This is a genomic window from Saccharopolyspora antibiotica (assembly GCF_047200635.1).
Taxonomy (GTDB): domain Bacteria; phylum Actinomycetota; class Actinomycetes; order Mycobacteriales; family Pseudonocardiaceae; genus Saccharopolyspora_C.
On sequence record NZ_JBJZOI010000004.1, the window covers coordinates 167,619 to 190,605 of the forward strand.

At 73.6% G+C, this 22,987-nt stretch carries 19 protein-coding genes and 1 riboswitch; of the genes, 12 read left to right on the plus strand and 7 right to left on the minus strand.

Annotated features, from left to right (window positions below; translation table 11 throughout):
* The first annotated feature begins 88 nt into the window (after window positions 1-88).
* Window positions 89-221, plus strand: a riboswitch (cobalamin riboswitch).
* An 82-nt stretch (window positions 222-303) separates the two neighbouring features.
* From ACL03H_RS04040 to ACL03H_RS04060, 5 genes are all read left to right on the plus strand, one after another.
* The gene (locus ACL03H_RS04040; RefSeq protein WP_412809696.1) at window positions 304-1,305 is read left to right on the plus strand and encodes an ABC transporter substrate-binding protein; all 1,002 of its coding nucleotides are present in this window, start codon (window positions 304-306) and stop codon (window positions 1,303-1,305) included.
* Window positions 1,302-2,336 (plus strand): FecCD family ABC transporter permease, encoded by a 1,035-nt coding sequence (locus ACL03H_RS04045; protein WP_412809697.1) that lies wholly within the window; start codon window positions 1,302-1,304, stop codon window positions 2,334-2,336. Before ACL03H_RS04040 ends, ACL03H_RS04045 begins: the two co-directional genes overlap by 4 nt.
* Entirely contained in the window at window positions 2,333-3,094 is a 762-nt protein-coding gene (locus ACL03H_RS04050) for an ABC transporter ATP-binding protein (RefSeq protein ID WP_412809698.1), read from the plus strand. Before ACL03H_RS04045 ends, ACL03H_RS04050 begins: the two co-directional genes overlap by 4 nt.
* A gap of 197 nt (window positions 3,095-3,291) precedes the next feature.
* Window positions 3,292-4,764: an ABC transporter substrate-binding protein/permease gene (locus ACL03H_RS04055; protein WP_412809699.1), complete on the plus strand. Its 1,473-nt coding sequence runs from the start codon at window positions 3,292-3,294 to the stop codon at window positions 4,762-4,764.
* Window positions 4,761-5,546, plus strand: coding sequence for an amino acid ABC transporter ATP-binding protein (locus ACL03H_RS04060; RefSeq protein WP_412809700.1), 786 nt, complete (start codon window positions 4,761-4,763; stop codon window positions 5,544-5,546). The genes ACL03H_RS04055 and ACL03H_RS04060 overlap by 4 nt, the downstream gene beginning before the upstream one ends.
* Window positions 5,547-5,553: 7 nt before the next feature.
* Here ACL03H_RS04060 and ACL03H_RS04065 read toward each other — a convergent pair whose 3' ends face one another.
* The 3 genes from ACL03H_RS04065 to ACL03H_RS04075 all read right to left on the minus strand — a co-directional run bounded on the left by ACL03H_RS04065 (window position 5,554) and on the right by ACL03H_RS04075 (window position 8,465).
* Window positions 5,554-5,979 (minus strand): nuclear transport factor 2 family protein, encoded by a 426-nt coding sequence (locus tag ACL03H_RS04065; protein ID WP_412809701.1) that lies wholly within the window; start codon window positions 5,977-5,979, stop codon window positions 5,554-5,556.
* A gap of 119 nt (window positions 5,980-6,098) precedes the next feature.
* On the minus strand, window positions 6,099-6,743 hold the full coding sequence (locus tag ACL03H_RS04070; protein WP_412809702.1) for a GOLPH3/VPS74 family protein: 645 nt from the start codon (window positions 6,741-6,743) through the stop codon (window positions 6,099-6,101).
* Between the two features lie 99 nt (window positions 6,744-6,842).
* The gene (locus ACL03H_RS04075; protein ID WP_412809703.1) at window positions 6,843-8,465 is read right to left on the minus strand and encodes an Hsp70 family protein; all 1,623 of its coding nucleotides are present in this window, start codon (window positions 8,463-8,465) and stop codon (window positions 6,843-6,845) included.
* Between the two features lie 690 nt (window positions 8,466-9,155).
* Between ACL03H_RS04075 and ACL03H_RS04080 the strand changes: the two genes are divergently transcribed.
* Both ACL03H_RS04080 and ACL03H_RS04085 read left to right on the plus strand, forming a co-directional pair.
* A complete protein-coding gene (locus tag ACL03H_RS04080; protein WP_412809793.1) occupies window positions 9,156-10,484 on the plus strand; it encodes an MFS transporter in 1,329 nt (442 codons plus the stop codon).
* 41 nt (window positions 10,485-10,525) lie between these two features.
* Window positions 10,526-11,812 (plus strand): aspartate aminotransferase family protein, encoded by a 1,287-nt coding sequence (locus tag ACL03H_RS04085; protein ID WP_412809704.1) that lies wholly within the window; start codon window positions 10,526-10,528, stop codon window positions 11,810-11,812.
* Between the two features lie 160 nt (window positions 11,813-11,972).
* Here ACL03H_RS04085 and ACL03H_RS04090 read toward each other — a convergent pair whose 3' ends face one another.
* The 4 genes from ACL03H_RS04090 to ACL03H_RS04105 all read right to left on the minus strand — a co-directional run bounded on the left by ACL03H_RS04090 (window position 11,973) and on the right by ACL03H_RS04105 (window position 16,552).
* Window positions 11,973-12,227, minus strand: coding sequence for a hypothetical protein (locus ACL03H_RS04090; RefSeq protein ID WP_412809705.1), 255 nt, complete (start codon window positions 12,225-12,227; stop codon window positions 11,973-11,975).
* A gap of 94 nt (window positions 12,228-12,321) precedes the next feature.
* Window positions 12,322-12,708: a YchJ family protein gene (locus ACL03H_RS04095; protein ID WP_412809706.1), complete on the minus strand. Its 387-nt coding sequence runs from the start codon at window positions 12,706-12,708 to the stop codon at window positions 12,322-12,324.
* 254 nt (window positions 12,709-12,962) lie between these two features.
* Window positions 12,963-13,841: a hypothetical protein gene (locus ACL03H_RS04100; protein ID WP_412809707.1), complete on the minus strand. Its 879-nt coding sequence runs from the start codon at window positions 13,839-13,841 to the stop codon at window positions 12,963-12,965.
* Window positions 13,841-16,552 (minus strand): PEP/pyruvate-binding domain-containing protein, encoded by a 2,712-nt coding sequence (locus ACL03H_RS04105; RefSeq protein WP_412809708.1) that lies wholly within the window; start codon window positions 16,550-16,552, stop codon window positions 13,841-13,843. Before ACL03H_RS04105 ends, ACL03H_RS04100 begins: the two co-directional genes overlap by 1 nt.
* A 204-nt stretch (window positions 16,553-16,756) precedes the next feature.
* On the opposite strand from ACL03H_RS04105, the gene ACL03H_RS04110 reads away from it, so the two are divergent.
* The 5 genes from ACL03H_RS04110 to ACL03H_RS04130 all read left to right on the plus strand — a co-directional run bounded on the left by ACL03H_RS04110 (window position 16,757) and on the right by ACL03H_RS04130 (window position 22,899).
* Window positions 16,757-17,362: a nitroreductase family protein gene (locus tag ACL03H_RS04110; protein ID WP_412809709.1), complete on the plus strand. Its 606-nt coding sequence runs from the start codon at window positions 16,757-16,759 to the stop codon at window positions 17,360-17,362.
* Window positions 17,363-17,557: 195 nt separating this feature from the next.
* Window positions 17,558-18,355: an AfsA-related hotdog domain-containing protein gene (locus ACL03H_RS04115; RefSeq protein ID WP_412809710.1), complete on the plus strand. Its 798-nt coding sequence runs from the start codon at window positions 17,558-17,560 to the stop codon at window positions 18,353-18,355.
* A 15-nt stretch (window positions 18,356-18,370) separates the two neighbouring features.
* Window positions 18,371-19,009, plus strand: a complete 639-nt coding sequence (locus ACL03H_RS04120; protein WP_412809711.1) for a methyltransferase family protein — start codon at window positions 18,371-18,373, stop codon at window positions 19,007-19,009.
* 129 nt (window positions 19,010-19,138) lie between these two features.
* Complete coding sequence (locus ACL03H_RS04125) at window positions 19,139-21,043, plus strand: S9 family peptidase (protein ID WP_412809712.1); 1,905 nt, start codon at window positions 19,139-19,141, stop codon at window positions 21,041-21,043.
* A 629-nt stretch (window positions 21,044-21,672) separates the two neighbouring features.
* On the plus strand, window positions 21,673-22,899 hold the full coding sequence (locus ACL03H_RS04130; protein ID WP_412809713.1) for a DUF418 domain-containing protein: 1,227 nt from the start codon (window positions 21,673-21,675) through the stop codon (window positions 22,897-22,899).
* The last annotated feature ends 88 nt before the right edge of the window (window positions 22,900-22,987 follow it).

A 22,987-nucleotide genomic window follows, 5' to 3' on the forward strand; every position in this document is an offset into this window, starting at 1 on the left:
ACCACCGTGCGGCGAGGAACATCACCTTGATGCGGCAGCGGTGCGCCCGGTTAGGGTGCCCGGGAGCCAGTCGTGCCCGGAATGGGCGGGGAATCCGGTCGGAAGCCGGAGCTGACGCGCAGCGGTAGGGGCGATGGGCGAGGACCGCCCGCGCGGGCGGACACCACTCGATCACGCGATCGGGGAAGGGACCTCGCCCGCTGAACCCGAGCCCGAAGACCAGGCCGGCTCCCCGGGCCGCAGGCGGTGCCGGGTCGCTGCTGCCGGACCCCGCGCCTGGGTCCGGGGTGAGGAACTCGTGACATGCCGTTACCGCGCGCCCGCACCGGGTGGGTGGCGCTGGTCGCCGCCCTGCTGGCCTCCTGCTCCGCGCCCGCCGAGGACACCGCCGCGTCCGGGACGACGCTGCGCAACTGCGACACCGACGTCACCGTGACCAGCCCGCCGCGACGGGCGGTGTCGCTGAACCAGTCGACCACCGAGATCATGCTCTCGCTGGGGCTCGCCGACCGGATCGTCGGCACCGCGACCTGGACCGAGCCGGTCGATCCCGCGCTGGCGGCGGCCAACGCCCACGTCCCGCGCCTCAGCGACGAGACCCCGTCGTTCGAGGCGGTGCTCGGCACCGAACCGGACATCGTGCTGGGCGCCTACCGGGCGATGTTCACCGACGAGCGGGTCGCCGATCGCGAGCGGTTTGCCGAGCTCGGGGTGCCGACCTACCTGTCCCCGAGCAACTGCCTGCCGGAGGAGGCGCCGCTGGCCGAGCCGGTCGAGCTGGCCGACATCTACCAGGAGGTGCGGGAGATCGCCGGTCTGTTCGGCGTCCCCGAGCGCGGCCACGAGCTCGTCGCCCAGCTGACGAGCAGGGTCGAGGCGGCCCGGGCCCGGGTCGCGAACCTGGAGTCCCCGCCGGACACCTCGGTGCTGTTCTGGTTCGCCCGCACCGAATCCCCGTACGTGGCCGGGTCCACCGGTTCCCCGGCGATCATGGCCAGGGAGCTGGGCGTGCGCAACGCCTACGGGGACCAGGCCTCGATGTGGCCGCAGGTCTCGTGGGAGGACGTCCTCGCCCGCGACCCGGACCTGCTGGTGCTCGGCGACCTCACCCGCGACGGGGAGGGCGACGGACTGGCGGCGAAGACGCGGTTCCTGCGCGAGGACCCGGCGGTGTCCCGGCTCGGAGCCGTGCGCGCGGGCCGGCTCATGCCCATGACCGGCACCGAGCTCAACATCAGCCTGCGCACGGTCACGGGCATCGAACGGCTGGCCGACCGGCTCGTCGAGCTGGACCGGAAGCGGTGACCGCGGCGCTGCCCGCCGGGCGGCTGCCGGGTACCGCGATCGTGCTGGCCGGGATCCCGGCACTGCTGCTGTCGATCGGGGTCGCGGTCACCCTCGGGCCCGCCGATCTCAGCCTCGCCGACGTCGGCAGCGTGGTCGCCGACCGGCTCGGGCTGCTGGAGACCGGCGTGTCCCGCATCGGCCAGGGCATCGTGTGGCAGCTGCGGCTGCCGCGGGCGCTGCTGGCCGCGGTGTGCGGGTCCGGGCTCGGGGTGTGCGGGGCGGTGTTGCAGTCGGTGCTGCGCAACCCGCTGGCCGACCCCTTCCTGCTCGGCGTGTCGGCGGGAGCCTCGACCGGGGCGGTGTCGATCGTGGTGCTCGGGCTCGGCGGCGGGGTCGTCGGCCTCACCGCCGGGGCTTTCGCCGGGGCACTGGTGGCGTTCGCACTGGTGATGCTGCTGGCCGCGCTCGCGGGCGGCGCCACCGGGCACACCGTGCTGGCCGGGGTCGCGGGGACCCAGCTGTTCTCCGCGCTCACCTCCTACATCGTGATCACCTCGGCGGACGCGGAGCAGACCCGCGGCGTGCTGTTCTGGCTGCTGGGCTCGCTGTCGGGGGCGCGGTGGAACGACGTGGCGCTGGCCGGGGCCGTGTGCGCGGGCTGCTTGGTGCTGTGCCAGTCCCGGGCCGCCGCGCTGGACGCCTTCGCCTTCGGCCAGGACGCCGCCGCCTCGCTCGGAGTGCGCGTGGCCCGGCTGCGGCTGGTGCTGCTGGTGGCCACGGCGCTGCTGGCCGCGACGCTGGTGGCCGCCGCCGGGGCGATCGGCTTCGTCGGGCTCGTGCTGCCGCAGGCCGCGCGGCTGCTGGTCGGGCCCCGGCACCGGGTGCTGCTGCCGGTGACCGCCGTGCTCGGCGCGGTGCTGCTGGTGTGGGTGGACGTGCTGGCCACGACGATCGCGGCCCCGCAGGAGGTCCCGGTCGGCGTGGTCACCGCGCTCGTCGGCGTGCCCGCCTTCGCGGTGCTGCTGGTCCGGCGGGGGAGGATGTCGTGAGCGTCACCGCGCACGAGGTGTCCTGGTCGGCAGGCGGCGCCCTCGTCCTCGACGGGGTGCGGCTGACGGTGGGCGAGGGCCGCACCGCGGGGCTGCTCGGACCGAACGGGTCCGGGAAGTCCTCGCTGCTGCGGCTGCTCGCGGGCCTGCGCAGGCCCGCCAGCGGTGCCGTCACCCTCGGCGGCAGGGAGACCGCCGGGTGGCCCCGACGCGAGCTCGCCCGGCGGGTGGCGGTCGTGGAGCAGCAGGTCGGCACCGAGGTGGACCTGACGGTGGCCGAGGTCGTCGCGCTCGGCCGCATCCCGCACCGCAGCGGCTGGGGCGGTCCGCACCCGGCCGACGCGGAGGTCGTCGACCGGGCGCTGGCGCAGACCGGGCTGACCGGTTTCGCGCACCGGCGCTGGCACGGCCTCTCCGGCGGGGAGCGGCAGCGGGCCCAGATCGCCCGCGCCCTGGCGCAGGAACCGAGCGAGCTGCTGCTCGACGAACCGACCAACCACCTCGACATCGCGCACCAGCTGGAGCTGCTCGCGCTCGTGCGGCGGCTGCCGGTGACCGCCGTGCTCGCGCTGCACGACCTGAACCTGGCCGGGATGTTCTGCGACGAGCTCGCGGTCCTCTCCGGAGGCCGGGTCGTGGCGGCCGGAACCCCGGCCGAGGTGCTCACCGAGCAGCTGATCTCCGAGGTCTACGGCGTCCGCTGCTCGGTCTCCGAGGTCGACGGTCACCCGCACGTGCGCTTCCTGCCGGGCCGCTGACCGATCCCCGCGAACCCGCTCCGGAGGCCCTCACCAGCGGGGCGCCCGCCGATCGGGGCCGCGCGCACCCCCGGCAGCCGCTTCGCGGGCCGGCGAGGACGTCCCGCGGGTGTGGATCATGAAGCGGAGGTGCGGAGGACCGGCTTATAGTCCCGGCACCGCGTCGTCGGCGCGGGGAGAAGGTGAGGGAGTCGCCGATGCGCCCTGCGCTCCGCTGCGCGGTGCTGGTCCTGCTGGCCCTGATCGCCCTGCCCGCCCCGGGGACGGCGCAGGAGCGGGACGAACGGCCCGTGGTGCGGGTCGGCACGGAGGGGACCTACCCGCCGTTCTCGTTCCACTCCCAGGAGGACCGGGAGCTCACCGGCTACGACGTCGACGTGATCCGCGCGGTCGCCGACCGGGCGGGCTGGCGGATCGAGTTCGTCGAGACCCGGTGGGACGCGATGTTCGCCGCGCTGGACGCGGGCCGCATCGACGTCATCGCCAACCAGGTCTCGGTGAACGAGGAGCGCCAGGCGCGCTACGCGCTCTCCGAGCCCTACACCTACTCCCGGGGCGTGGTCATCCGCCGCACCGGCGACGAGCGCATCCGCGGCCTGGAGGACCTGCGCGGCAAGACCACCGCGGAGTCGGCCACCAGCAACTGGTCGGAGGTGGCGAAGGCGGCCGGGGCGCGGGTCGAGACGGTGGAGGGCTTCGCGCAGGCCGCCGCGCTGCTCACCCAGGGCCGGGTGGACGCGATCGTCAACGACAACATCGCGATCCTCGACTACCTGGCCAGCACCGGTTCGCGCGACGTGGAGATCGCGGGCAACGCCGGGAACGAGACCAGCGAGCAGGTGCTCACCCTCCGCCGGGACGACCGCGCGAGGCTCGACCAGGCGAACCGGGCGCTCGGCGAGCTGCACTCCGACGGCACCCTGCGGGAGATCTCGCAGCGCTACTTCAAGGCCGACGTCTCGGTGCCCGGCGGCGGCCCCGCCGACCTCTCCGAGGGGCGCGGGCACCGCGGCACCTGGCAGGTGCTGGCGAGCACGGCCTGGCCGATGTTCGTCGGTCTGGTCACGGTCACCCTCCCGCTCACCGCGGTGAGCTTCGCCATCGGCCTGGCGCTCGCGCTGCTGGTGGCGCTCGCGCGGATCTCGCCCTACCGGGTGGCCTCGGGGCTGGCCCGCGCCTTCATCTCGATCATCCGCGGGACCCCGCTGCTGCTGCAGCTGTTCATCGTGTTCTACGGGCTGCCGCAGCTGGGGATCAAGTTCCCGCCGTTCACCGCCGCCGTGATCGCCTTCAGCCTCAACGTGGCGGGCTACGCCGCGGAAGTGGTGCGCTCGGCCATCCTCGCGGTCCCGAAGGGCCAGTTCGAGGCCGCTTCGACCATCGGCCTGAACTACCCGCAGACGCTGCGGCGGATCATCCTGCCGCAGGCGACGCGCACGGCGGTGCCGCCGCTGTCGAACACGCTGCTCTCGCTGCTCAAGGACACCTCGCTGGGCTCGGTGGTGCTGCTCACCGAGCTGTTCCGGCAGTCCCAGCTCGCCGCCGCCGAGAGCAACGAGTTCCTCGCCCTGTACGCCTTCGCCGGGCTGTACTACTGGGTGATCTGCGTGGCGCTGTCGGCGGCGCAGAAACGACTGGAAACCCGACTGGACAGGTACGTGGCCCGATGACCGAGACCGCAGAGCACCGCACCGAGCCCGCCCGCGTCCGGGTGCGCGGCCTGGAGAAGTCGTTCGGCGACCACCGGGTCCTGCGCGGCATCGACTTCGAGGTCCCGCGCGGCACCTCGACCGTCCTGATCGGACCCTCCGGCTCCGGCAAGACCACCGTGCTGCGCTCGTTGAACGCGCTGGAGATCCCCGAGCGCGGCGTGGTCGGCATCGGCGGGGTCGAGGTCGACTTCTCGCGGCTGCCCCCGGGCAAGGCGGGTCGCCAGGAGTGCTCCCGGCTGCGCTCCCAGAGCGGCATGGTCTTCCAGGCGCACAACCTGTTCCCGCACCGGACCGTGCTGGAGAACGTCCTGGAGGGCCCGCTCGTCGCCCAGCGCCGTCCCCGGGAGGAGGCCACCGCCGACGCGCGGGCCCTGCTGGAGCAGGTGGGCCTGGCCGAGCGGGCCGACACCTACCCGTTCCAGCTCTCCGGCGGTCAGCAGCAGCGGGTCGGCATCGCGCGGGCGCTCGCGCTGGCGCCGAGCGCGGTGCTGTTCGACGAGCCGACCTCCGCGCTGGACCCGGAGCTGGTCGGCGAGGTGCTCGCCGTCATCGGCGACCTGGCGGGCGCGGGCTGGACCACGGTCATCGTCACCCACGAGATCCGGTTCGCCGAGCAGGTCGCCGACGAGGTGCTGTTCCTCGACGAGGGCGTCGTCGTCGAACGCGGCCCCAGCGCCCAGGTGATCGGTGACCCGCGGCAGGATCGGACCCGGCGCTTCCTGCGCCGGATCCGGAGCTGACCAGGGCTCAGCTCGCCGCCGGTACCAGGCCCTCGGCCACGAGACCGGCGTGCACGGCCTCGCTCAGCGCGGTGACGCCGCTGAGCGGACGGACCATGACGGTGAACTCGGAGATCAACCCCTCCGCGTCCAGCTGCACCAGGTCGATGCCGTGCACCTGCCTGCCGGCGACGGTGGCGCGGAAGACCAGCACGTGCGAGTCCGCCCCGCCGCCCTCGGCGGTCTCCGCGGTCCCGTCGAGCTCACCGACGTAGCGGAACTCCTCGAACACCCGGCTCAGCAGCACCCCGAAGACACCGAGCACCAGCTCGCGGCCCTCGAACGGCCGGAACTTGACCGGGCTGAAGAAGCGCGGCTCGGCGGAGAACAACGGCTCCAGCGCCGCCGCGTCCCGCTCCTCCACCGCTGCCCGGAACCGAGCGATCGTGTCCACACCGACTCCCTGGTCGACGACGTGACGAATCCGATCTCCGACCCTAGTTCGTCCGGACGGTCCTGGGCCAGGGACGGCGCGAAACGGCCCCGCCGCACGCTGTCCTCCCGGCCCGGCGGTCAGCCGGTGGCGGCGGTGCGGCGGGCCGCGATGGACATCTGGAGGGCGCCGCGCAGGCGGGGGAACTCGGCGTCGAAGCGGTCGGTGACGGCGCGGAACGCGGCCTTGGCCCGGCGGCGCTCGCGCCAGGCGAAGGCGTGGGCGACGTCGCCTTCGGCGGCGATCGCGATCAGCGCGACGTCCTCGATCGGGGCCGCGGTCAGATCGCCTCCCTCCAGCGCGAGGTTCCGCAGGCGGGTGCGGAGCGCGTGCGCCTCCTCCGGGGCGGCGAGCTCGACGTGCAGGGACGGGAAGACGCCGAGCTTGCGCCGGCGCTCGACGTCGATCGCGCCGGTGGCGGCGAAGTGGTCGCGCACCGCGGCCTCCGCCTTGTGCCAGCGGTGGTCGACGACGGTGAGCCAGCGGCGCGGCCGCTCGTCCGCGACCGACAGCACCTCGGCCAGGAACGGATCCGATGGCTCCGGGGCACCGGGCACGCGCACCGCCTTGCCGCCGTGGTCCGCCAGGTGGCCGCTCAGCCGCAGCTCCGCCACGGCGGCGGCGCGCAGCAGCTGGCCCCGGACCAGGGCGCTGCTGGACTCCAGCGCGCCCTTGTCGGTGTTGTAGCTGAGCAGGAACAGCTGCTGCGGCAGGGTGCGGGTCATGTCGCCTCCACGCGGTGCGGCGCCACCGGTGGTTCCGGTCGCGTCCTCGTCGGTGCGGATTCGACACCGTGCCGCAGCGGCACGGTCAAGCGCGGCGGCTCAGCGCAGCTGGCCGCAGGAGGTCGCGCCCTCGTCGGCGTTGGCCTCCAAGCGCACGTCGGAGAACGTGATGTCCATCCGCCGCTGCGAGTACACCAGGAACGCCGTGTTCATCCGCTTCGGATCCAGCCCCGCGTCGGTGAAGCAGGCCAGCGGGATCGTCACCGTCGTCTTGCGGCCCACCGGCAAGTCCCCGACCAGGTCGGACACCGGGACTTCGCCGGAGCACGGGTGGTGGCAGTGCATCGCGAGCTTGGTCTCGCCGTCGCCCGCGGGGGCGTGCAGCTCGGCGTCGAAGACCAGCGCGCCGCCGTTGTCCGCGTAGGGCGAGATGTCCTGGTCGTGATCGGTCTGCAGGTAGAACTGCGCCGGGGCGTCATCGGTCCACGCCACCCGCACCCCGCCGGAGTCGGGGTCCGGGGTCGCGCGGATGTACGGCGGCTGCTCGGCGCCGTCCGCGCCCAGCGCCGTGCCGCCCCACCCGGCGTCCGAGCCGAGATAACCCGTGAAGGGGCGCGCGGGGCCGTCGGCGTAGATCGGCAGCGGCTGGGCCGGTGCGGCCGGCCCGGACGTGGCGACCAGGGTGGTGGCGGCCGCGGCCACGACCACCACGGCGGCCGCGGCGATCCCCGGGATCAGCCACTTCCGGCGCGCGGGCGCGGTCGGCGCCGCCGCCGGGGGAGTCCCGGGAGCCGCCGTCCCGCCGGCCGGCGCGGCGGCGGGCAGGGTGGGGGGCGGGGAGTTCGCCGGCCGGGGGTGCGCGGAGACGAGGGCGGCACCGAGCGACACCGTGAACTTCGGGTGCAGCGTCACCCGCACCGGCTTGTTGAACTCCTGCGAGACCAGCTGCCCGACCAGCGGGACCCGGGACGAGCCGCCCGCGAGCAGCACCGCGGACAGGTCGTCGGGGCGCAGCCCGGCGGAGGTCGTGGTGCGGCGCAGCGCGTCGATCGTCAGCTGCACCGACGGCTTGATCATGTCGTTGAACTCGAGCCGGGTGATGACCACCTCGCGCGAGCCCGACGGCAGCGGCACGGTCAGCCGGACGTCCGGCTCGATGGACAGCGCCTCCTTGGCGCGCACGCACATCTCGACGACATCGGCGTGCGCGGCGGCCTGCTTGGGGTCGGAGTGGTCCAGCGCGCTGATCGCGCCGTCCAGGCGCTGGTCGACGTGCGCCAGCAGCGCCTCGTCGAAGTCGATGCCGCCGAGGTGCTCGATGCCCTCCGGGGTGCCGAGGATCTCCATCCGCCCGGCGCGCATCCGCAGGATGGTGCTGTCGAAGGTGCCCCCGCCGAGGTCGTAGACGGCGACCGTCTCGCCGTCCCCGAGCCTGCGCTCGCTGGAGTAGTGCGTCGCCGCGGCCTCCGGCTCGGTGAGCAGGCGGAAGTCCTCGACCGATGCCAGGCGCGGGACCTCGGTGAAGTGCTCCCGCCGGTACGGGCCCCAGATCGCCGGGTAGGTCAGCACCACCGACTCCGGAGGCCCGCCCGCGAACCGGCTGACGGTGGCGAGCACGTGGCGCAGTTGCGCGGCCATCAGCGCCGCGGGGGAGTACGTCGATCCGCCGAGCACCACCGGGGTGGGGTCGCCGAGCCGACGCTTGAAGTTCCGCGCGGTCAACGCCGGATCGGAGCCGGACCCCGGAACCGACTCACCTGTCCACAGAGCTCCGTCAGGGGCCCGGTAGACCACCGACGGAACGATCATCCCCGACGAGATCGGCACCATGCGGGTGCCGTCGGGGCCGCTGATCGCCGCGGAGGTGAAGGAGGTTCCGAGATCGATCCCCACGCCATAACGCACTACTCGCGCCCCTTTCAGGTCAGCGAAAGCGAAAACGATCACACCCGAGTCCGGGCAATTCTATGCGTCGCCGCCGAGCGGCGGCATCCCCCCTTTCCAACGACTCGGCCACGAACCCGCCGGCCCGCTGCGCGGGTGAATTCCAGGTGTGCAGGACGGCTGGGCCGACGGCGCGGAAGGCCACCGGCCCTTCCCGCGCGGTCCGGTCCGACAATGCGGCGGGCTCCGGAATTGGGGAGGGGAGTGTCCGAATTCGGCGAATGCGGCTCCGCGAATGGGCCGCGCCGGATCGAGACCTCGGGTGGTGGTGCGCGAGCCCTCGGAGCGCGCCGTGAGCCGGATCACCGGGCTCCGGGTTGAGCGTGCCGCGACGGCACCGCTTCTCCTGGTCGCACAGCCCGCCGCGCCCTCCGCCGAGGTGCGGCGCCCGGACCCGGACGGTCGGGGCAGCGGGGAACGCGGCGTGGTGAGGGGAGGTGCGCGGTGCGTCGCAGCGCCGTCGTGCATGTGTCCTCGTACGGACTTTCGTTGCTGGGCAAGGGAATCGCGAGTGCGGTCCTCCCGTTGCTGGTGCTCGACCGCACCGGTGACGTGCTGGCCGCGGGCGTGATCGCCACTGCCACCACCGCTGCCTCCGCGGCGACCGGGCTGGTCTCCGGGCTGCTCGTGGACCGCTTCGACCGCCGCTGGGTGTCGGTGGTCTCGGACCTCCTCGCCGCGCTGTCGGTGGCGTCGCTGCCGCTCATCGACGCCTGGGTCGGGCTGAACATGGGCTGGTTCCTGGCCCTGGGGGTGCTCGGGGCGGTGATCCGGGTGCCGGGCATGACCGCGCACGAGTCCTTGCTGCCCGTGCTGGCCAGGCTCACCCCGGGTGGTCCGCGCAGGCTGGAGCGCCTGATCGCGGTGCGGGAGGCGGTCGGCAACGTGCTGGTGCTCGCCGGGCCGGGGCTGGGCGGGCTGATGGTGTGGCTGCTGGGGCTGAGCCCGGCGTTGCTGCTGGTGAACGCCGCGACGAGCCTGCTCGGGGCGGCGCTGACCCTGGTGCTCGACCCGCGCTGCGGCGTCGTGGAGCGGGAGCCCGCGGTCCCCGGGCGCGGCCCGGTGCGCGCTGCGGCCGCCGACCTGCTGGTGGGGTGGCGCTTCCTGGCGCGGAACCGGATCGTGCTGGGCGCCTCCGCGATCACGGCGGTGTTCGCCGCCGTGATGAGCGTCCTGCAGACCGTCGTGATGCCGGCCTACTTCACCGGTGTCGGCCTGCCCGCGCTGGCCGGTCTCACCCTGAGCGCGCTCGCGGCGGGCAGCATCCTGGGATCCGCGCTGTACGCCGCCTCGGCCGGACGGGTGTCGCGGCGGGCCTGGTTCGTCATCGGGATGCTCGGCACCCTGACCGGCTTCGCGCTGCTGGCCACCCTGGCCGAGCCGTGGGTGGTGTTCGCGGCGGCGGCGCTGGTGGGCTTGACGAACGGGCCCGCGGGCACCGTGCTGGGGGTGCTCACCGTGGAGGTCACCCCGGACGCGATGCGCGGCCGGGTGCTCGGCGCGCAGAACACGCTGCTGCTCGCCGCGCCCGCGCTGGCCACGGCACCGCTCGCGGCGCTCGCCGACGCGGCCGGGCTGCGCCCCGCCGCCGTGGTGCTGGCGGTGCTCGTGGGCGCGACCTCGGTGCTGGCGCTGTTCGCGCCGGTGTTCCGCGACCTCGACCCGCACGCCGACCTCGACCCGCACGCCGGTCCCGAGCCCGCGGCGGGGGTGCCCGGAACTGTGCCCCTGGGGCCGGCCGAGTCCCTGGTCACAGCCGCTTCGCCGACCGCGAACACCCTGGGAGGAGCCCGGTGAACCGATGGACGACGACCGGTCCGGACCGTACTGTCCCGATCATGTCCGACACCTCTCCGGAACAACATCTCATCCGCTACTCGGGTGGCGGTTCGTTCAGCCCCGGGATCATCGACCGCGCCGAGGGCAGCTCGGTGTTCACCGAGGACGGTCGGGAGCTGCTCGACTTCACCTCGGGGCAGATGAGCGCGATCCTCGGCCACTCACACCCGGAGATCGTCGCCACCGTGCGCGAGCAGGTCGGGCGGCTCGACCACCTCTACAGCGGGATGCTCAGCCGCCCGGTCGTGGATCTCGCCCGCCGGCTGACCGAATCGGTGCCCGCGCCGCTCGAGAAGGCGATGCTGCTCACCACCGGCGCGGAGGCCAACGAGGCCGCGCTGCGGATGGCCAAGCTCGTCACCGGCGGGCACGAGGTCGTCTCCTTCGCCCGCTCCTGGCACGGCATGACCCAGGCCGCCGCGGCCGCCACCTACGTCGCCGGGCGCAGCGGCTACGGCCCCTCGGCGCCGGGCAACTTCGCGCTGCCCGTGCCGGACCGCTCGCGGCCGGACATCGTGGACGCGGACGGCGAGCTGGACTGGCGCCGCCAGCTGGACCTGGGCTTCGACCTGATCGACGCCCAGTCGACCGGTGGGCTCGCGGCCTGCCTGGTGGAGCCGATCCTGAGCTCCGGCGGAATCGTCGACCTGCCCCCGGGCTACCTGGCTGCGCTGCGGGACAAGTGCCACGAGCGCGGGATGCTGCTGGTGCTGGACGAGGCCCAGACCGGGCTGTGCCGGACCGGCGACTGGTACGCCTTCGAGCGCGACGGGGTCGTGCCGGACGTGCTGGTGCTGTCCAAGACCCTCGGCGCCGGGCTGCCGCTGGCGGCGGTGCTCACCAGCGCGGAGATCGAGCAGCGGGCGCACGAGCGCGGCTTCCTGTTCTTCACCACGCACGTCAACGACCCGCTGCCCGCCGCCGTCGGCAACACCGTGCTGGACGTGCTCACCCGGGACCGGCTGGACCTGCGGGCCCGCGAGCTCGGGGACCGGTTGCGGAGCGGGCTCGACGAGCTCGACTCGCGTTACGAGGCGGTGTGGGACGTCCGGGGCCGCGGCCTGCTGGTCGGGCTCGAGCTCACCGCCGACGGTGCGGCGGGGGCCGATGCGCTGGGCGCGGCCGTGACCCGGCGCTGCGGGGAGCTGGGGCTGCACCTCAACATCGTGCAGCTCCCGGGGATGGGCGGGATCTTCCGCATCGCGCCGCCGTTGACCGCGACCGAGGCCGAGATCGACCGCGGCCTGGAGATCCTCGACACCGCGCTGAAGGACGTGGCCGGCTGACGCGCCGGGTTCATCGGCCGGGCCTCCCGGCCGATGAACCCGCGTCCTCGCCGACGGCCCGCGCACGGTCGTGCCGCGCGGACGGGCACGAGGGGCCTCGCGATTCGTCGGGAGACCGCGAGGCCGCCGACCGCACCGCTGCTCAGGTGCGGGGGAGCGCTCAGCCGCCGACCTCCTGGCCGAAGCGCAGGAGTGAGCGGAAGAAGTCGATGGGCGCGTTGATGAGCGACCGCGCACCGTCACCGAGCCAACCCCACCAGTAGTTGACCCCGCTGGCCGCGCCGCTGGGGTCCTTCGCGATCAGCGCCAGCAGCACGATCACGGCCAGCACGAGCAGGATGACACCCAACGTGATCGCGCAACCGGTGTTGCGGAGCCGCTTGCGGACGGGCTTGCGATCGGAACTGCTGGGCATGGAGCCACCTCCGGTCGACCGGGCTTGGTTGGCACCGGACCTTAGGGCACGTCGCGCCCCATCGGGGGTTCCGCGTCCGAACCGTTGCCCGAGATCACTCGTGGTCACCGTCCACATAGGACCACGAGGCGCCATCGCGCTCGAAGCGGCTGCGCTCGGTGATCGAGCCCGCCCGCCCGCGGATCCGGTGGTGGGCCCGGAACCGGACGGTCCCGGCGGTGTCGAACGGCCCGCCGCCGGTGCGTTCCAGGATCTCCAGCCGGGTCCAGCGCTGCTCGGGGTCGAGCTCCAGCTCGACGGGCCGGGTCGACGGGTGCCAGGTCCGCAGCAGGTGATCGACGTCACCAACCGCGAACGCGGAGAACCGCGACCGCATCAGCTGCTCGGCCGTCGCCGCGCGGCGCTCACCGACGTGCAGCGGCCCGCAGCACTCGCCGAACGTCTCGCCCGTCCCGCACGGGCACCGCGAAGAAGTGCTCACGACCGGAGTCTCCCACGCGGACCGCGCGGCCTCGGCCACCGCGCCACCCGGCGCGGGAGCCGCCGGAGCACGCGCCCCTGAGCGGTCCGCGACGGCCCGGCCGCCCGCGACTTCGCGAACGGCCGGGCGGAGTCCGAACCGCTGGCGGTCCTCCGCTGCCCGAGCGCTCAGCGGCGGTGCCGGAAATCCCGGCAGAACTCGGCGGTCCGCCTGGTCCGCCCGGCGGCGCCGGAGGTGGCGAGCCCGGGGCTCCCTCACCAGGTCAGCAAGCGGAACAGGGTGCAGGTGCCCAGCAGGACGACGTAGCCAAGCAGCGTCGGTCCGGCGGGTGCGTAGCGGTGCCCGGTGGTGCGGGCGAACCTCGCCAGACCCCAGGCGGTGCACGGCAGCGGCAGCAGGAAGACGAGCACCTGCCAGCTCGCCCCCGCCCAGACCAGGCCCGCAGCGGCCTGCGCGGCGCAGGCCGCGACCAGCAGCCCGGCCGAGACCGCCAGCGCCCCGGCCGTTCCCGCGGCCGTGGAGTACAGCTTCTCGCCCGGCACCGCGAATTCCGCCCGCACCGTTTTCCGGGCGACCTCCCAGTGCAGGTAGCCGAGCACGACCGAGCTGACCAACAGCGCGGACGGCAGCACCGGCAGCGGCCCGCCGAGCGCGACGACCAGGCACACCAGCAGCGTCTTGAGCTGGACGGTGAGCGCGATGTTGCGCCACATGCTCGCGTCGAAGCGTCCCCAGGAAGTCTCCAGCCAGCCCAGGAACAGCGAGAACGCCATCGCCGCCACCGCCACCAGCACCGGCCCGAGCCCGGCGAGCGCCGAGGCGGCGAGCGCGACGGCGGCGGAGACCACCAGGTAGATCCCGATGTCGCGGGTGGTGACCTCGCCGGTGACGACGGGGCGGCGCGGGTTGAACTCCCGGTCGTAGTCGCGGTCCTTGACCTCGTCGACCGAGCGCAGGAAGAACAGCAGCGCGAACAGGGCGACCGCCGCGCAGCCCGCCGCCCCGAACCCGGGACCGGGCCCGTTCCGCAGCGGGGCGAGGGCCGAGAGCACGCCCGAGACCAGCAGCGACACGTAGAAGACGTACTTCAGCGGCGGGAACCGCTTCGTGAAGAACCGCCAGAACACCCGCATCAGCCCACCACCCGCACGGTCCCGGTGGCGCCGTCCAGCTCCACCACCGCACCGTCCGGAATCCGCTCGATCGCCCCCGGCACGGCGACGATGGTGGGGATGCCGAACTTGCGGCCCGTGATCGCGGTGTGCGAGAGCAGGCTGCCGCGTTCGACGACGATGCCCTTGGCGGCCAGCATCAGGTACAGCCAGCCGGGATCGGTCTCGCGGGCGATGAGCACGTCGTCGGCGTCGAAGTCCTCGGCGAACGACGGGTCCAGCACGACCCGAGCCCGGCCCCGGACCAGACCCGGGCACGACCCGAGCCCGCGCAGCACCCCGTCGGCGGGCTCGGGCGCCCCGGGGTCCGCCGGGGCGTCGACGACCTCCGGCACCGACAGCGCCACCACGTCGGCGGTGGAGAACTCCCGCCGCGGGCGCCGCCGCCGCGCGCGCTCGTGGTCGCCGCGCCGCAGCTCGACGAGCCCGGCGAGATCGCGGGTGCTGCCGGACCCGTCGAAGAACCCGAACAGCTCGTCCACGTCGAGCCAGAACACGTCCTGCGGATCGGCCAGCACCCCGCGCTGGTGCAGGTGCCCGCCGAGCGCGGCGATCACCCGCTTCGCGTAGCCGAACAGCTCGCTGCGCTGGTAGCGACCCGCCTCGCGGTAGCAGAGGAAGGTGCGCAGCCGGTCGAACAGCCCCAGCACCACCCGCCGCCGCGCGGCCGAGGGGAGCGCTCGCGCCAGCCGCTCCTCCCCGGCGCGCCGGGTCTCGCGCTCGACGCGCTCCATGTCCGCCGCGGTGACCCCGCGCGCGGCGTACTGGCCCACCAGGCGCAGCAGCTCCCAGGGGCGCTCGCGCAGATTGGGCCGTTCCAGCTTGAGCTCCTCGAGCCCGCGATCGCCGTAGCGCTCCAGGTGGGTGCGCACGGCGGTGGTGAAACCGGCGGGCAGCTCACCGGCCTCCAGCCGCTTCCAGATCTCCTCCGGTGGCCCGTCGCGGAACAGCGCGTCCAGGTCCGCGTCGGCGCGAACCCGCTCGCCGAGCCGCACCGCGCTGAGCGCGATCTCCGCCCCGCGCAGCTGCTCGCCACCGCAGAGCAGCTGGCTGAACAGGGTGTCGCGGTCGGGCACCTCCCACCTCGCCAGCAGCCGTTCGAGCCGCCCGTGCACGATGAGCATGAACTGGTAGTTGATCAGCGTGATGCCCCAGAGGTTCCCGGCCCGCCGCCACACCTCGCGATAGTCGTTGACCAGGCTCAGCGGATGCCGGGCGGTGAGCCCCGCGCCGCGCCGGTCCCGCATCAGCTCCGCCCACTCGGCCTCGAACGCGGCGAAGTCCGCGGCCAGCCGGGCGTAGTTCCGCCCGGCGCGGGCCCAGCCACCCGCCAGCGCCGCCGAGCGCCGCAGCCGCGCGCGCAGGCCCGCGGGCCGCTCGTCGGAGCGGTAGTAGCTGTTGTCCAGCTCCGCCACCAGCCGCTCCCAGTCCCGGCGCATCCCGTCGAACAGCGGGAAGACGGCGAGCTCGCTGAGGAACGAGCCGATGTTGTGGTAGATCCGCCCGTCGACGAACGCGACCAGCCGCGTCATCGTCTCGTGCAGGTCGTGCAGCTCGCGGTCCGGAACCCCGCAGCGGCGCAGGTAGTCGTGGTTGAGCAACCAGTAGAACCGGCGGGCCACCGAGTAGGTCATCGGAGTCGTGGTGCCGGGGAAGCTCTCCGAGACGTTCGCGCTGCTGAACACCCGGTGGTGGCCCGGATCGAGCGTGATCGGCCGGGACTGCAGCACGTGCACCGCACCGTCCGGGGTGAAGGTCGCCTCGATGTCCTGCGGGGCGCCGAAGATCCGCTCGATCCGCTCCCCGAGCTCGGCCAGCTCCCGCACCTCGGCCTCGTCGAGCACGGGCACCGCGCGGCGTTCCGGGGGCACCGGTGCGAGCCGGGTGCCGTGGCCGCGCTCGGCGTCGAAGGTGACCATCTCGTGCTTGTCGGCGACGACGTTCCGCAGCTCGCCGGACATGCCGTGCAGGAAGTAGTGGTCGGTCGGGGTCTTCTCGGCGACCACGCCCTCACCGATTCCCCAGCCCGCGCTGATCACCGCGTCCTTCGCGTAGCTGGTCGGATCGCAGGTGAACAGCACCACCGAGCGCTCCCCGAACACCATCCGCTGCACCCCGACGGCGACCGAGACCTGGTCCAGCGACAGGCCCTGCCGGTGCCGGTAGAGCATCCCCTCGGGGTTGAACGCCGAGGCCCAGCAGCGCAGCACCGCGTCCCGGACCTGGCCCACCGGGACGTACAGGTAGCTGTCGCTCATGCCGGCGAAGGCGTGCTCCGCGGAGTCCTCGCCCTCCTCGGGCCGCGCGCCCACCACCGACGCGCGGACGGCGACGAGCGCACCGGGGTCGAAGGTGCTGCGCAGCGCCTCGGCCAGCAGCCGCTCGCCGTCCGCGCCGAGCCCGCCCTCGACGATCGTCGCGCGGGCCCGGTCCGAGGCCGTCCGCACCGCTCGCCAGTCCGAGAGGTCCAGTTCCCCCAGCGCCTCCGCGACGTCGCCGGCCGAGACCGCCCGGGAGAACAGCTCACCGCTGAGGCAGAACAGCGGCGGTACCCGGATCCCCTCCTCGTGCAACGCCTTGAGCCGGGCCAGCTTCCACCCGACCGACCGCGGGTGCATCGGGTGCTCCAGGGTTTCGATCAAGGAGGTCTCGATCGCGGGGGTCTCGGTCACGGGACGAACTCCCTCGCTGCGCCGGACGCCCGCCGGACGTCCGATGTGGATTCGGTGCTCGGGGCTGCGAAGATCCACAGTAGGCATGGCAAGACTAGGTGAATCGCCACACTGCCGCTGGCAGGCTGGTCCGGGCCGGAGTGGGCGACCGCTCCCGATGAGTCCTGAGTGGACGGTGTGGCGGGTTCCGCCGGAGGGGTGGCGATGGATCTCGACGAAGCGCTCACGACGACTCGCGCGGTGCGGCGGCGCCTGGACCTGGCGCGCCCGGTGGACCCGGAGACCGTGCGGGAGTGCCTGCGGCTGGCCACCTGCGCGCCCAACGGCGGCAACCGGCAGGACTGGCGGTTCCTGGTGCTCGACGACCCGGCCGTGCGGCGGGGCGTCGCGCGGCACTACCGCGCCGCCTCGGCGGAATACCTGGCGGACAAGCCGGAGAACGCCAACACCGCCGCCGCCCGGGCCCTGGCCGACCAGCTCGCCGAGGTTCCCGTGCTCGTGCTCGCCTGCTCGCGGGGCAGGCTTCCCGTCGACGCGCCCGCCGCGCGGCGCTCCGCGTTCTACGGCTCGATCTACCCGGCGGTGTGGAGCTTCATGCTCGCGGCCCGCGCGCGGGGCCTGGGCACGGCGCTCACCACCGCGCACCTCGCCCGCGAGCGCGAGGTCGCGGAGCTGCTCGGCATCCCGCACCAGGAGATCACCCAGATCGCCCTGATCCCCGTCGCGCACCGGCTCGGTCCACCGCCCACCGGCCCGCCTGCGCGCGGCCCGCTCGACGAGGTGATCGCGGGCAATCGCTGGAGCGGATGAGATTCCGGCTCGCCCTGATTCCACACCGCCTCGTTCGGCAGGTTTCCTGATTCGGTTTCGCGCATTCCCGCGCGGGCTCGGCGGAATACCGGGATCGCTCCGGAAATGATCGCTCTAAGGAAAGCCCCAGTCGGCCGCGATTATAAAAGAATCAACCTGACGGCCACTCTTTCCTCCGAGGTGCGGGATGCGGCTATGACCTTGGCGCTCGATTCCCTGGTGTTCACCACCGAGGGGACGCTGCTCGCCGACGGCGAGAACCCCTTCTTCTTCGACCACCCGCTCGACCACCTGCCCGCGACGTTGTTGCTGGACGGCGCGGTGGGAATGGTCACCACGTCGCTGCCCGGGCAGCTCGCCGGCCTGCGGCTCACCTTCCACCGCTTCGGTGATCCCGGGGAACCGGTGGATCTGCGGCTCACCCAGAACGGCGACGACTGTGAGCGCTGCGCGCTGCGCTTCTCCGGTGGCGGGGCGATTCTCGCCGACGGTCAGGTGGCGGTGCGCGCACTGGCCGATTCCCGCGCATTTCCCGAACGCCGATCGCCGGACCCGGTCGACCGGGAACTCGTGCACCGGCACCGGGCGGAGAACGTGGCCATCGGCGCCGTCGAGACCGGCGCCGAGGAGTGCACCGCCGAGATGCTCGATTTCGCCGCCGAGCACCCGCTGCGCAGGCGGGACCCGGCGCACCGCGGTCCGGTGGAGCTCGTCGAGGCCGCCCGGCAGCTCACGACCTGCCTCGGCCACGAGGTGTGGGAGATCCCCGACGACTGGAAGTACGTGTTCACGGGACTGCGCTTCGAGCAGCGCCGCCGGGTGGCCGGGCGCGAGCCGATCCGGCTGCGCGCTTCGCGGATGTCCCTGCACCGCAGGCGGCTCGACGTCCTGGTGGAGCTGGAAGCCGCCGACGGAACGGTCGGTTCGGTCGGCATCGAGGGCCTGGTGGCCGCCCCCCGGATCTACGAGCACCTGCGCTGGTCGCAGGCCTGACAGGAGGGAAAGTCCTTGCGCGGCAAGCTCGAAAGCCTCTTCCCGCCCGCGCTGTTCGTCCTCGCCACCGCGATGCTGCTGCGGGGGACGTGGGCGCGCGGCTCGGACGGCGACCTGCTGGGCGCGCTCGTCCTGCTCGCCTACCTGGGCTGGCTGGTCCTGGAGATCCGGATCACCTTCCAGGGCGCGACGGAGGAGACCAGCTCCGGCGACCGGGGCAGCCTGCAGCTCTACGGCATGTCCCGGATGGTCGTGCTGGGCACGCTCGTCACCCTGACCCCGGTCTGGGACGGCTGGAGCCCGCTGCGGGTCCTGGCCGCGGCCGCGTTCCTCGCCGGAGTGGTGTTGCGGCTCGGTTCGATCCACCAGCTCGGCCGGTTCTACTCGCACCGCGTTCGCACCGTCGCCGAGCACCGCATCGTGCGCACCGGCCCGTACCGCGTCCTCCGCCACCCGTCCTACGCCGGGATGGTGCTCGCCCACCTCGGCGTGGTGCTGGTGCTGCTGAACCCGGTGAGCCCGGTGCTGTTCGCGGCGCTGATGGTCCCGGCGATCATCTGGCGGATCCTGGTGGAGGAGGAGACCCTGATGCGGCTGGACGCCTACCCGGCCTACGCCGCCGGCAGGCCCCGCCTCATCCCCGCCGTGTGGTGAGGCGCCCGCGGTTCGCCCGCCGCGACGCTGAACCGTGACAGCGCTCACATCGATCCGCTCTTGCTCGTGCCGCGACGGCACACCGTCTCCTGTGCTCGACGACATCGACGAGCACGAAGGAGACACCCCGTGGCACTGCCCGAGCTGATCCCGGTCGAGGACCTCCTGCGGCCCCCGGAGCGCGCCGGGGCGTCGATCTCCCCGGACGGGACGCGGCTGGCGTTCCTGGCGCCGTGGAAGAACCGCCTCAACGTCTGGATCGAGGACCTGGAGCCCGGAGCCGAGCCCCGCTGCGTCACCGCCGACGAGGTCCGCACCGTCCAGGACTACCGCTGGACCGACGACCCGCGCTGGCTGCTGTACCTGCAGGACGACGGCGGGGACGAGAACTGGCACGTGTTCCGGGTCGACCTCGACTCCCCGGGGGCGGCGGCGGTGGACCTGACCCCGTTCCCCGGCGCCCGGGTGGTGGACCTGCAACTGCCCGCCGAGCGGCCGGGCACCGCGATCCTGCAGCTCGTCGGCCGGGTGGGCATCTCGATCGAGCTCGTCGAGATCGACATCGCGACCGGCGAGCTGACCCCGCTGAGCGAGGCGAGCGGGGAGGGGGCCTGGCACTACGTCGGCGACGGCACCCTGCTCGTGGACCGCATGACCCCCGCGGGGGACGTCGAGATCTTCCAGACCTCGATCGAGGGCGGTGAGCCGCGCCTGGTGACCACCTTCGACGGCCGGGACTACCCGCTGGGCGTCTACCCGTTCGTCGTCACCCCGGACCGCGGCGGGATCTGGGTGGGCTCCAACCGGGGGACCGACCGCACCCGGCTCGCCCGGATCGACCTCGCCACCGGCGAGGAGACCGAGGTCGACAGCCATCCGGTCTTCGACCTGGACGTGCGGGCGCAGGTGTTCACCAAGCTGCCCCCGCCGCTGATCCGGCATCGCGGCACGGGGGAGCTGCTCGGGGTGCGCTACCTGGGGCAGCGGCAGGTCGTGCACGCGCTGGACCCCCACTTCGCCGAGGTGCTGCCCAGGCTGGAGGAGCTCTCCGACGGCGATCTGTCGGCGATCTCGCACGACCGGGAGGGCCGCCGCTGGGTCGTGTCGTTCTCCCACGACCGCGACCCCGGCGTGACCTGGTTCTACGACCACGAGACCGGGGAGAGCAGGATGCTGTTCCGCCCGCAACCGCACCTCGACCCGGACGCGCTGTCGCCGACCACGCCGATCACGATCACCGCGCGGGACGGGCTGGAGCTGCCGTCGTACCTCACGCTGCCGGTCGGCGTGGAGCCGTCCCGGCTGCCGATGGTCCTGGTCGTCCACGGTGGACCGTGGACCCGCGACGTCTGGGGAGGTGACCGGTCCGTGCAGCTGTTCGCGAACCGAGGCTACGCGGTGCTGCAGGTGAACTTCCGCGGCTCCACCGGATTCGGCAAGGCGCACGTGCAGGCCGCCATCGGCGAGTTCGCCGGGGCCATGCACGACGACCTCATCGACGCGGTGGACTGGGCGATCGACCAGGGCTACGCCGACCCGGAGCGGATCGGGATCTTCGGCGGCTCCTACGGCGGTTACGCCACGCTGGTCGGCGTCACCTTCACCCCCGATCGCTTCGCCGCGGCGGTGGAGTACGTCGGGGTCTCGAACCTGGCCACGGTGATGCGCAGCTTCCCCGAGTTCGCCAAGCCCGGGTTGGGGCCGAACTGGTACCGCTACGTCGGCGACCCCGCCGATCCGGAGCAGGAGGCGGACATGATCGCGCGCTCGCCGATCAGCCGGGTCGACGAGATCCGCACCCCCCTGATGGTGGTGCAGGGAGCCAACGACGTCCGCGTGCCGAAGGCCGAATCGGACCAGATCGTCGAGGCGCTGCACGCCCGCGGGGTCGACGTCGACTACCTCCTCTTCGAGGACGAGGGGCACTTCATCATCAACCCGGAGAACCTGGAGACCATGTTCCGCGCCACCGATCGCTTCTTCGCCGAGCACCTCGGAGGCCGGGCGGACGCGGCCCCGCGGCGGGCAGCCTGACCGGGCGGACCGCCGCGACCGGAACTCCGCCCGCGCGGTCCGGTCCGCGGACGGAAACGACGCCGCGCGGGGGCGGTCGAGCACCCGCGAGGACGACCGCGCCGCCGCGCGGGCCCGGCAGGTCCGGCCGGGCCACCTCGGTGGAGTCGCCCTGGACCGCTCTCGCCGGCCACGACGAGGTGGGCGCCCGCGCCACCCCGAGCAGCGCCGGGCACCGGGGAAGCGTCCGACCCGACCCGGACCGGGTACCGGAGCCCACGCTCGTCGGCGGCGCCCGGGTCGGGGCAGCACTCGGCCCCCCGTCCGGCCTCCCGGCCGCGCGGCACCGGAGACCGGGGGCCTTCCGCACGGCACCCCTGCCGGGCTCAGCCCCGGCCGCCGCGCTCCCGCGCGGCACGGTCGCGGACCCGGGCGGGCCCCGGGGTCGCGGTGATCCCGCACAGCCCGCACTGCCCCGCAACGCCATCGCAACACCTGAACTGCGGAAACGGGTGCGGGTTCGCGATTTCCCGCGAAATCGCGGGAGAACGCCCCGGCCCGTGGCGGAACCGGGGCGGTTCGGGCTTGAGCCCGCCGCCGGGGCACGGAGTCTCACGCACCTTCCGCAGCCACCCGAGAGGAGATCTTCCGTGTCCACCGCGACCGACCCGTCCCGGACGCCGTCCGAGGCGCCCGCGCCGCCGAGGCGACCCACCCCGTTGGGTGAGCGCGCGCTCGCCCCCGACCTGGCGCGCGGCATGATGCTGCTGCTGATCGCGTTGGCGCACGTGCCATGGTTCCTCTACACCGCTGACCTGGGCCACGCGCTGCTGCACCCCGCCGAGGGCGGGCTCGCGGACCGGATCGCGCAGGTCGTCACGCTCACCGCGGTCGATGCCCGCACGCACACGATGTTCGCGTTCCTGTTCGCCTACGGCATCGGCCAGCTCCACACCCGGCAGCTGGTCGGCGGCGCCTCGAACCGCGAGGCGCGCGGGCTGCTGCGCACCCGGCACCTGTGGATGTTCGTCTTCGGCCTGGTGCACGCCGCGCTGCTGTGGCAGGGCGACATCCTCGGCACCTACGGGTTGCTGGGGCTGCTGTTCGTCCCGCTGTTCCTGCGCCGCAGCGATCGCACGCTGAAGGTGTGGATCGGGATCCTGCTCGCCGTCGGCGCCGCCACGTGCCTCGCGGCGGCCGCGCTCCCGGTGGCCCCGCCGCAGCCGACGGACGCCCAGCACCTCGTGGTCGCCGAGCCCGACTACCTCACCTCGGTGGGGCTGCGGCTGGGCGCCTGGGCGCCGACCGTGCTCTCCGGTCTGGCCACGCTCGCGCTGCCGACGGCCTTCCTGCTCGGCCTGCTGGCCTCGCGCCACCGCCTGCTGGAGGAACCCGCCCGGCACCTGCCGCTGCTGCGCCGCACGGCGATCGCCGGGATCGCGGTCGGCTGGGGCACGGGCCTGCTGCTCGGCCTCTCGCACGTGGGCGTGCTCGACGCGCTCTCCCCGATGCTGTTGAGCACCGCGCACTTCTACACCGGGATCTTCGCCGGGGTCGGTTACGCCGCGCTGTTCGGCCTCATCGGGCACCGCATCGCCGTGCGCGGCACGAGCCCGTCGCTGCCGACCCGGGCGCTGGTGTCGTTGGGGCGGCGGTCGCTCAGCGGTTACCTCGCGCAGTCGGTGATCTTCGTACCGCTGCTGTCGGCTTGGGGCCTCGGGGTGGGTGCCCACCTGTCGAGCTGGTCGGCGATGCTGGTCGGAATCGCCAGCTGGCTGCTGACCGTGGTGCTCGCGCACGCGCTCGACCGACGGGGTCTCCGCGGGCCGGCCGAGATCCTGCTGCGGCGGCTGAGCTACCGCCGCAGCACTCGCTGATCGCCGCGGGGCCCGCTCCCGGGCCCCGCGCGGCCCGGCGGATCTTCGCTACTGTGGTTGAGACGCAAGCGAATTCGCAGGGGGTAGG

Coding starts and splice junctions, on each gene's coding strand:
- ACL03H_RS04055 (WP_412809699.1), top strand. CDS start 3,292: ATGCGCCCTGCGCTCCGCTGCGCGGTGCTGGTCCTGCTGGCCCTGATC.
- ACL03H_RS04110 (WP_412809709.1), top strand. CDS start 16,757: ATGGATCTCGACGAAGCGCTCACGACGACTCGCGCGGTGCGGCGGCGC.
- ACL03H_RS04070 (WP_412809702.1), bottom strand. CDS start 6,743: ATGACCCGCACCCTGCCGCAGCAGCTGTTCCTGCTCAGCTACAACACC.
- ACL03H_RS04040 (WP_412809696.1), top strand. CDS start 304: ATGCCGTTACCGCGCGCCCGCACCGGGTGGGTGGCGCTGGTCGCCGCC.
- ACL03H_RS04115 (WP_412809710.1), top strand. CDS start 17,558: ATGACCTTGGCGCTCGATTCCCTGGTGTTCACCACCGAGGGGACGCTG.
- ACL03H_RS04090 (WP_412809705.1), bottom strand. CDS start 12,227: ATGCCCAGCAGTTCCGATCGCAAGCCCGTCCGCAAGCGGCTCCGCAAC.
- ACL03H_RS04100 (WP_412809707.1), bottom strand. CDS start 13,841: ATGCGGGTGTTCTGGCGGTTCTTCACGAAGCGGTTCCCGCCGCTGAAG.
- ACL03H_RS04085 (WP_412809704.1), top strand. CDS start 10,526: ATGTCCGACACCTCTCCGGAACAACATCTCATCCGCTACTCGGGTGGC.
- ACL03H_RS04060 (WP_412809700.1), top strand. CDS start 4,761: ATGACCGAGACCGCAGAGCACCGCACCGAGCCCGCCCGCGTCCGGGTG.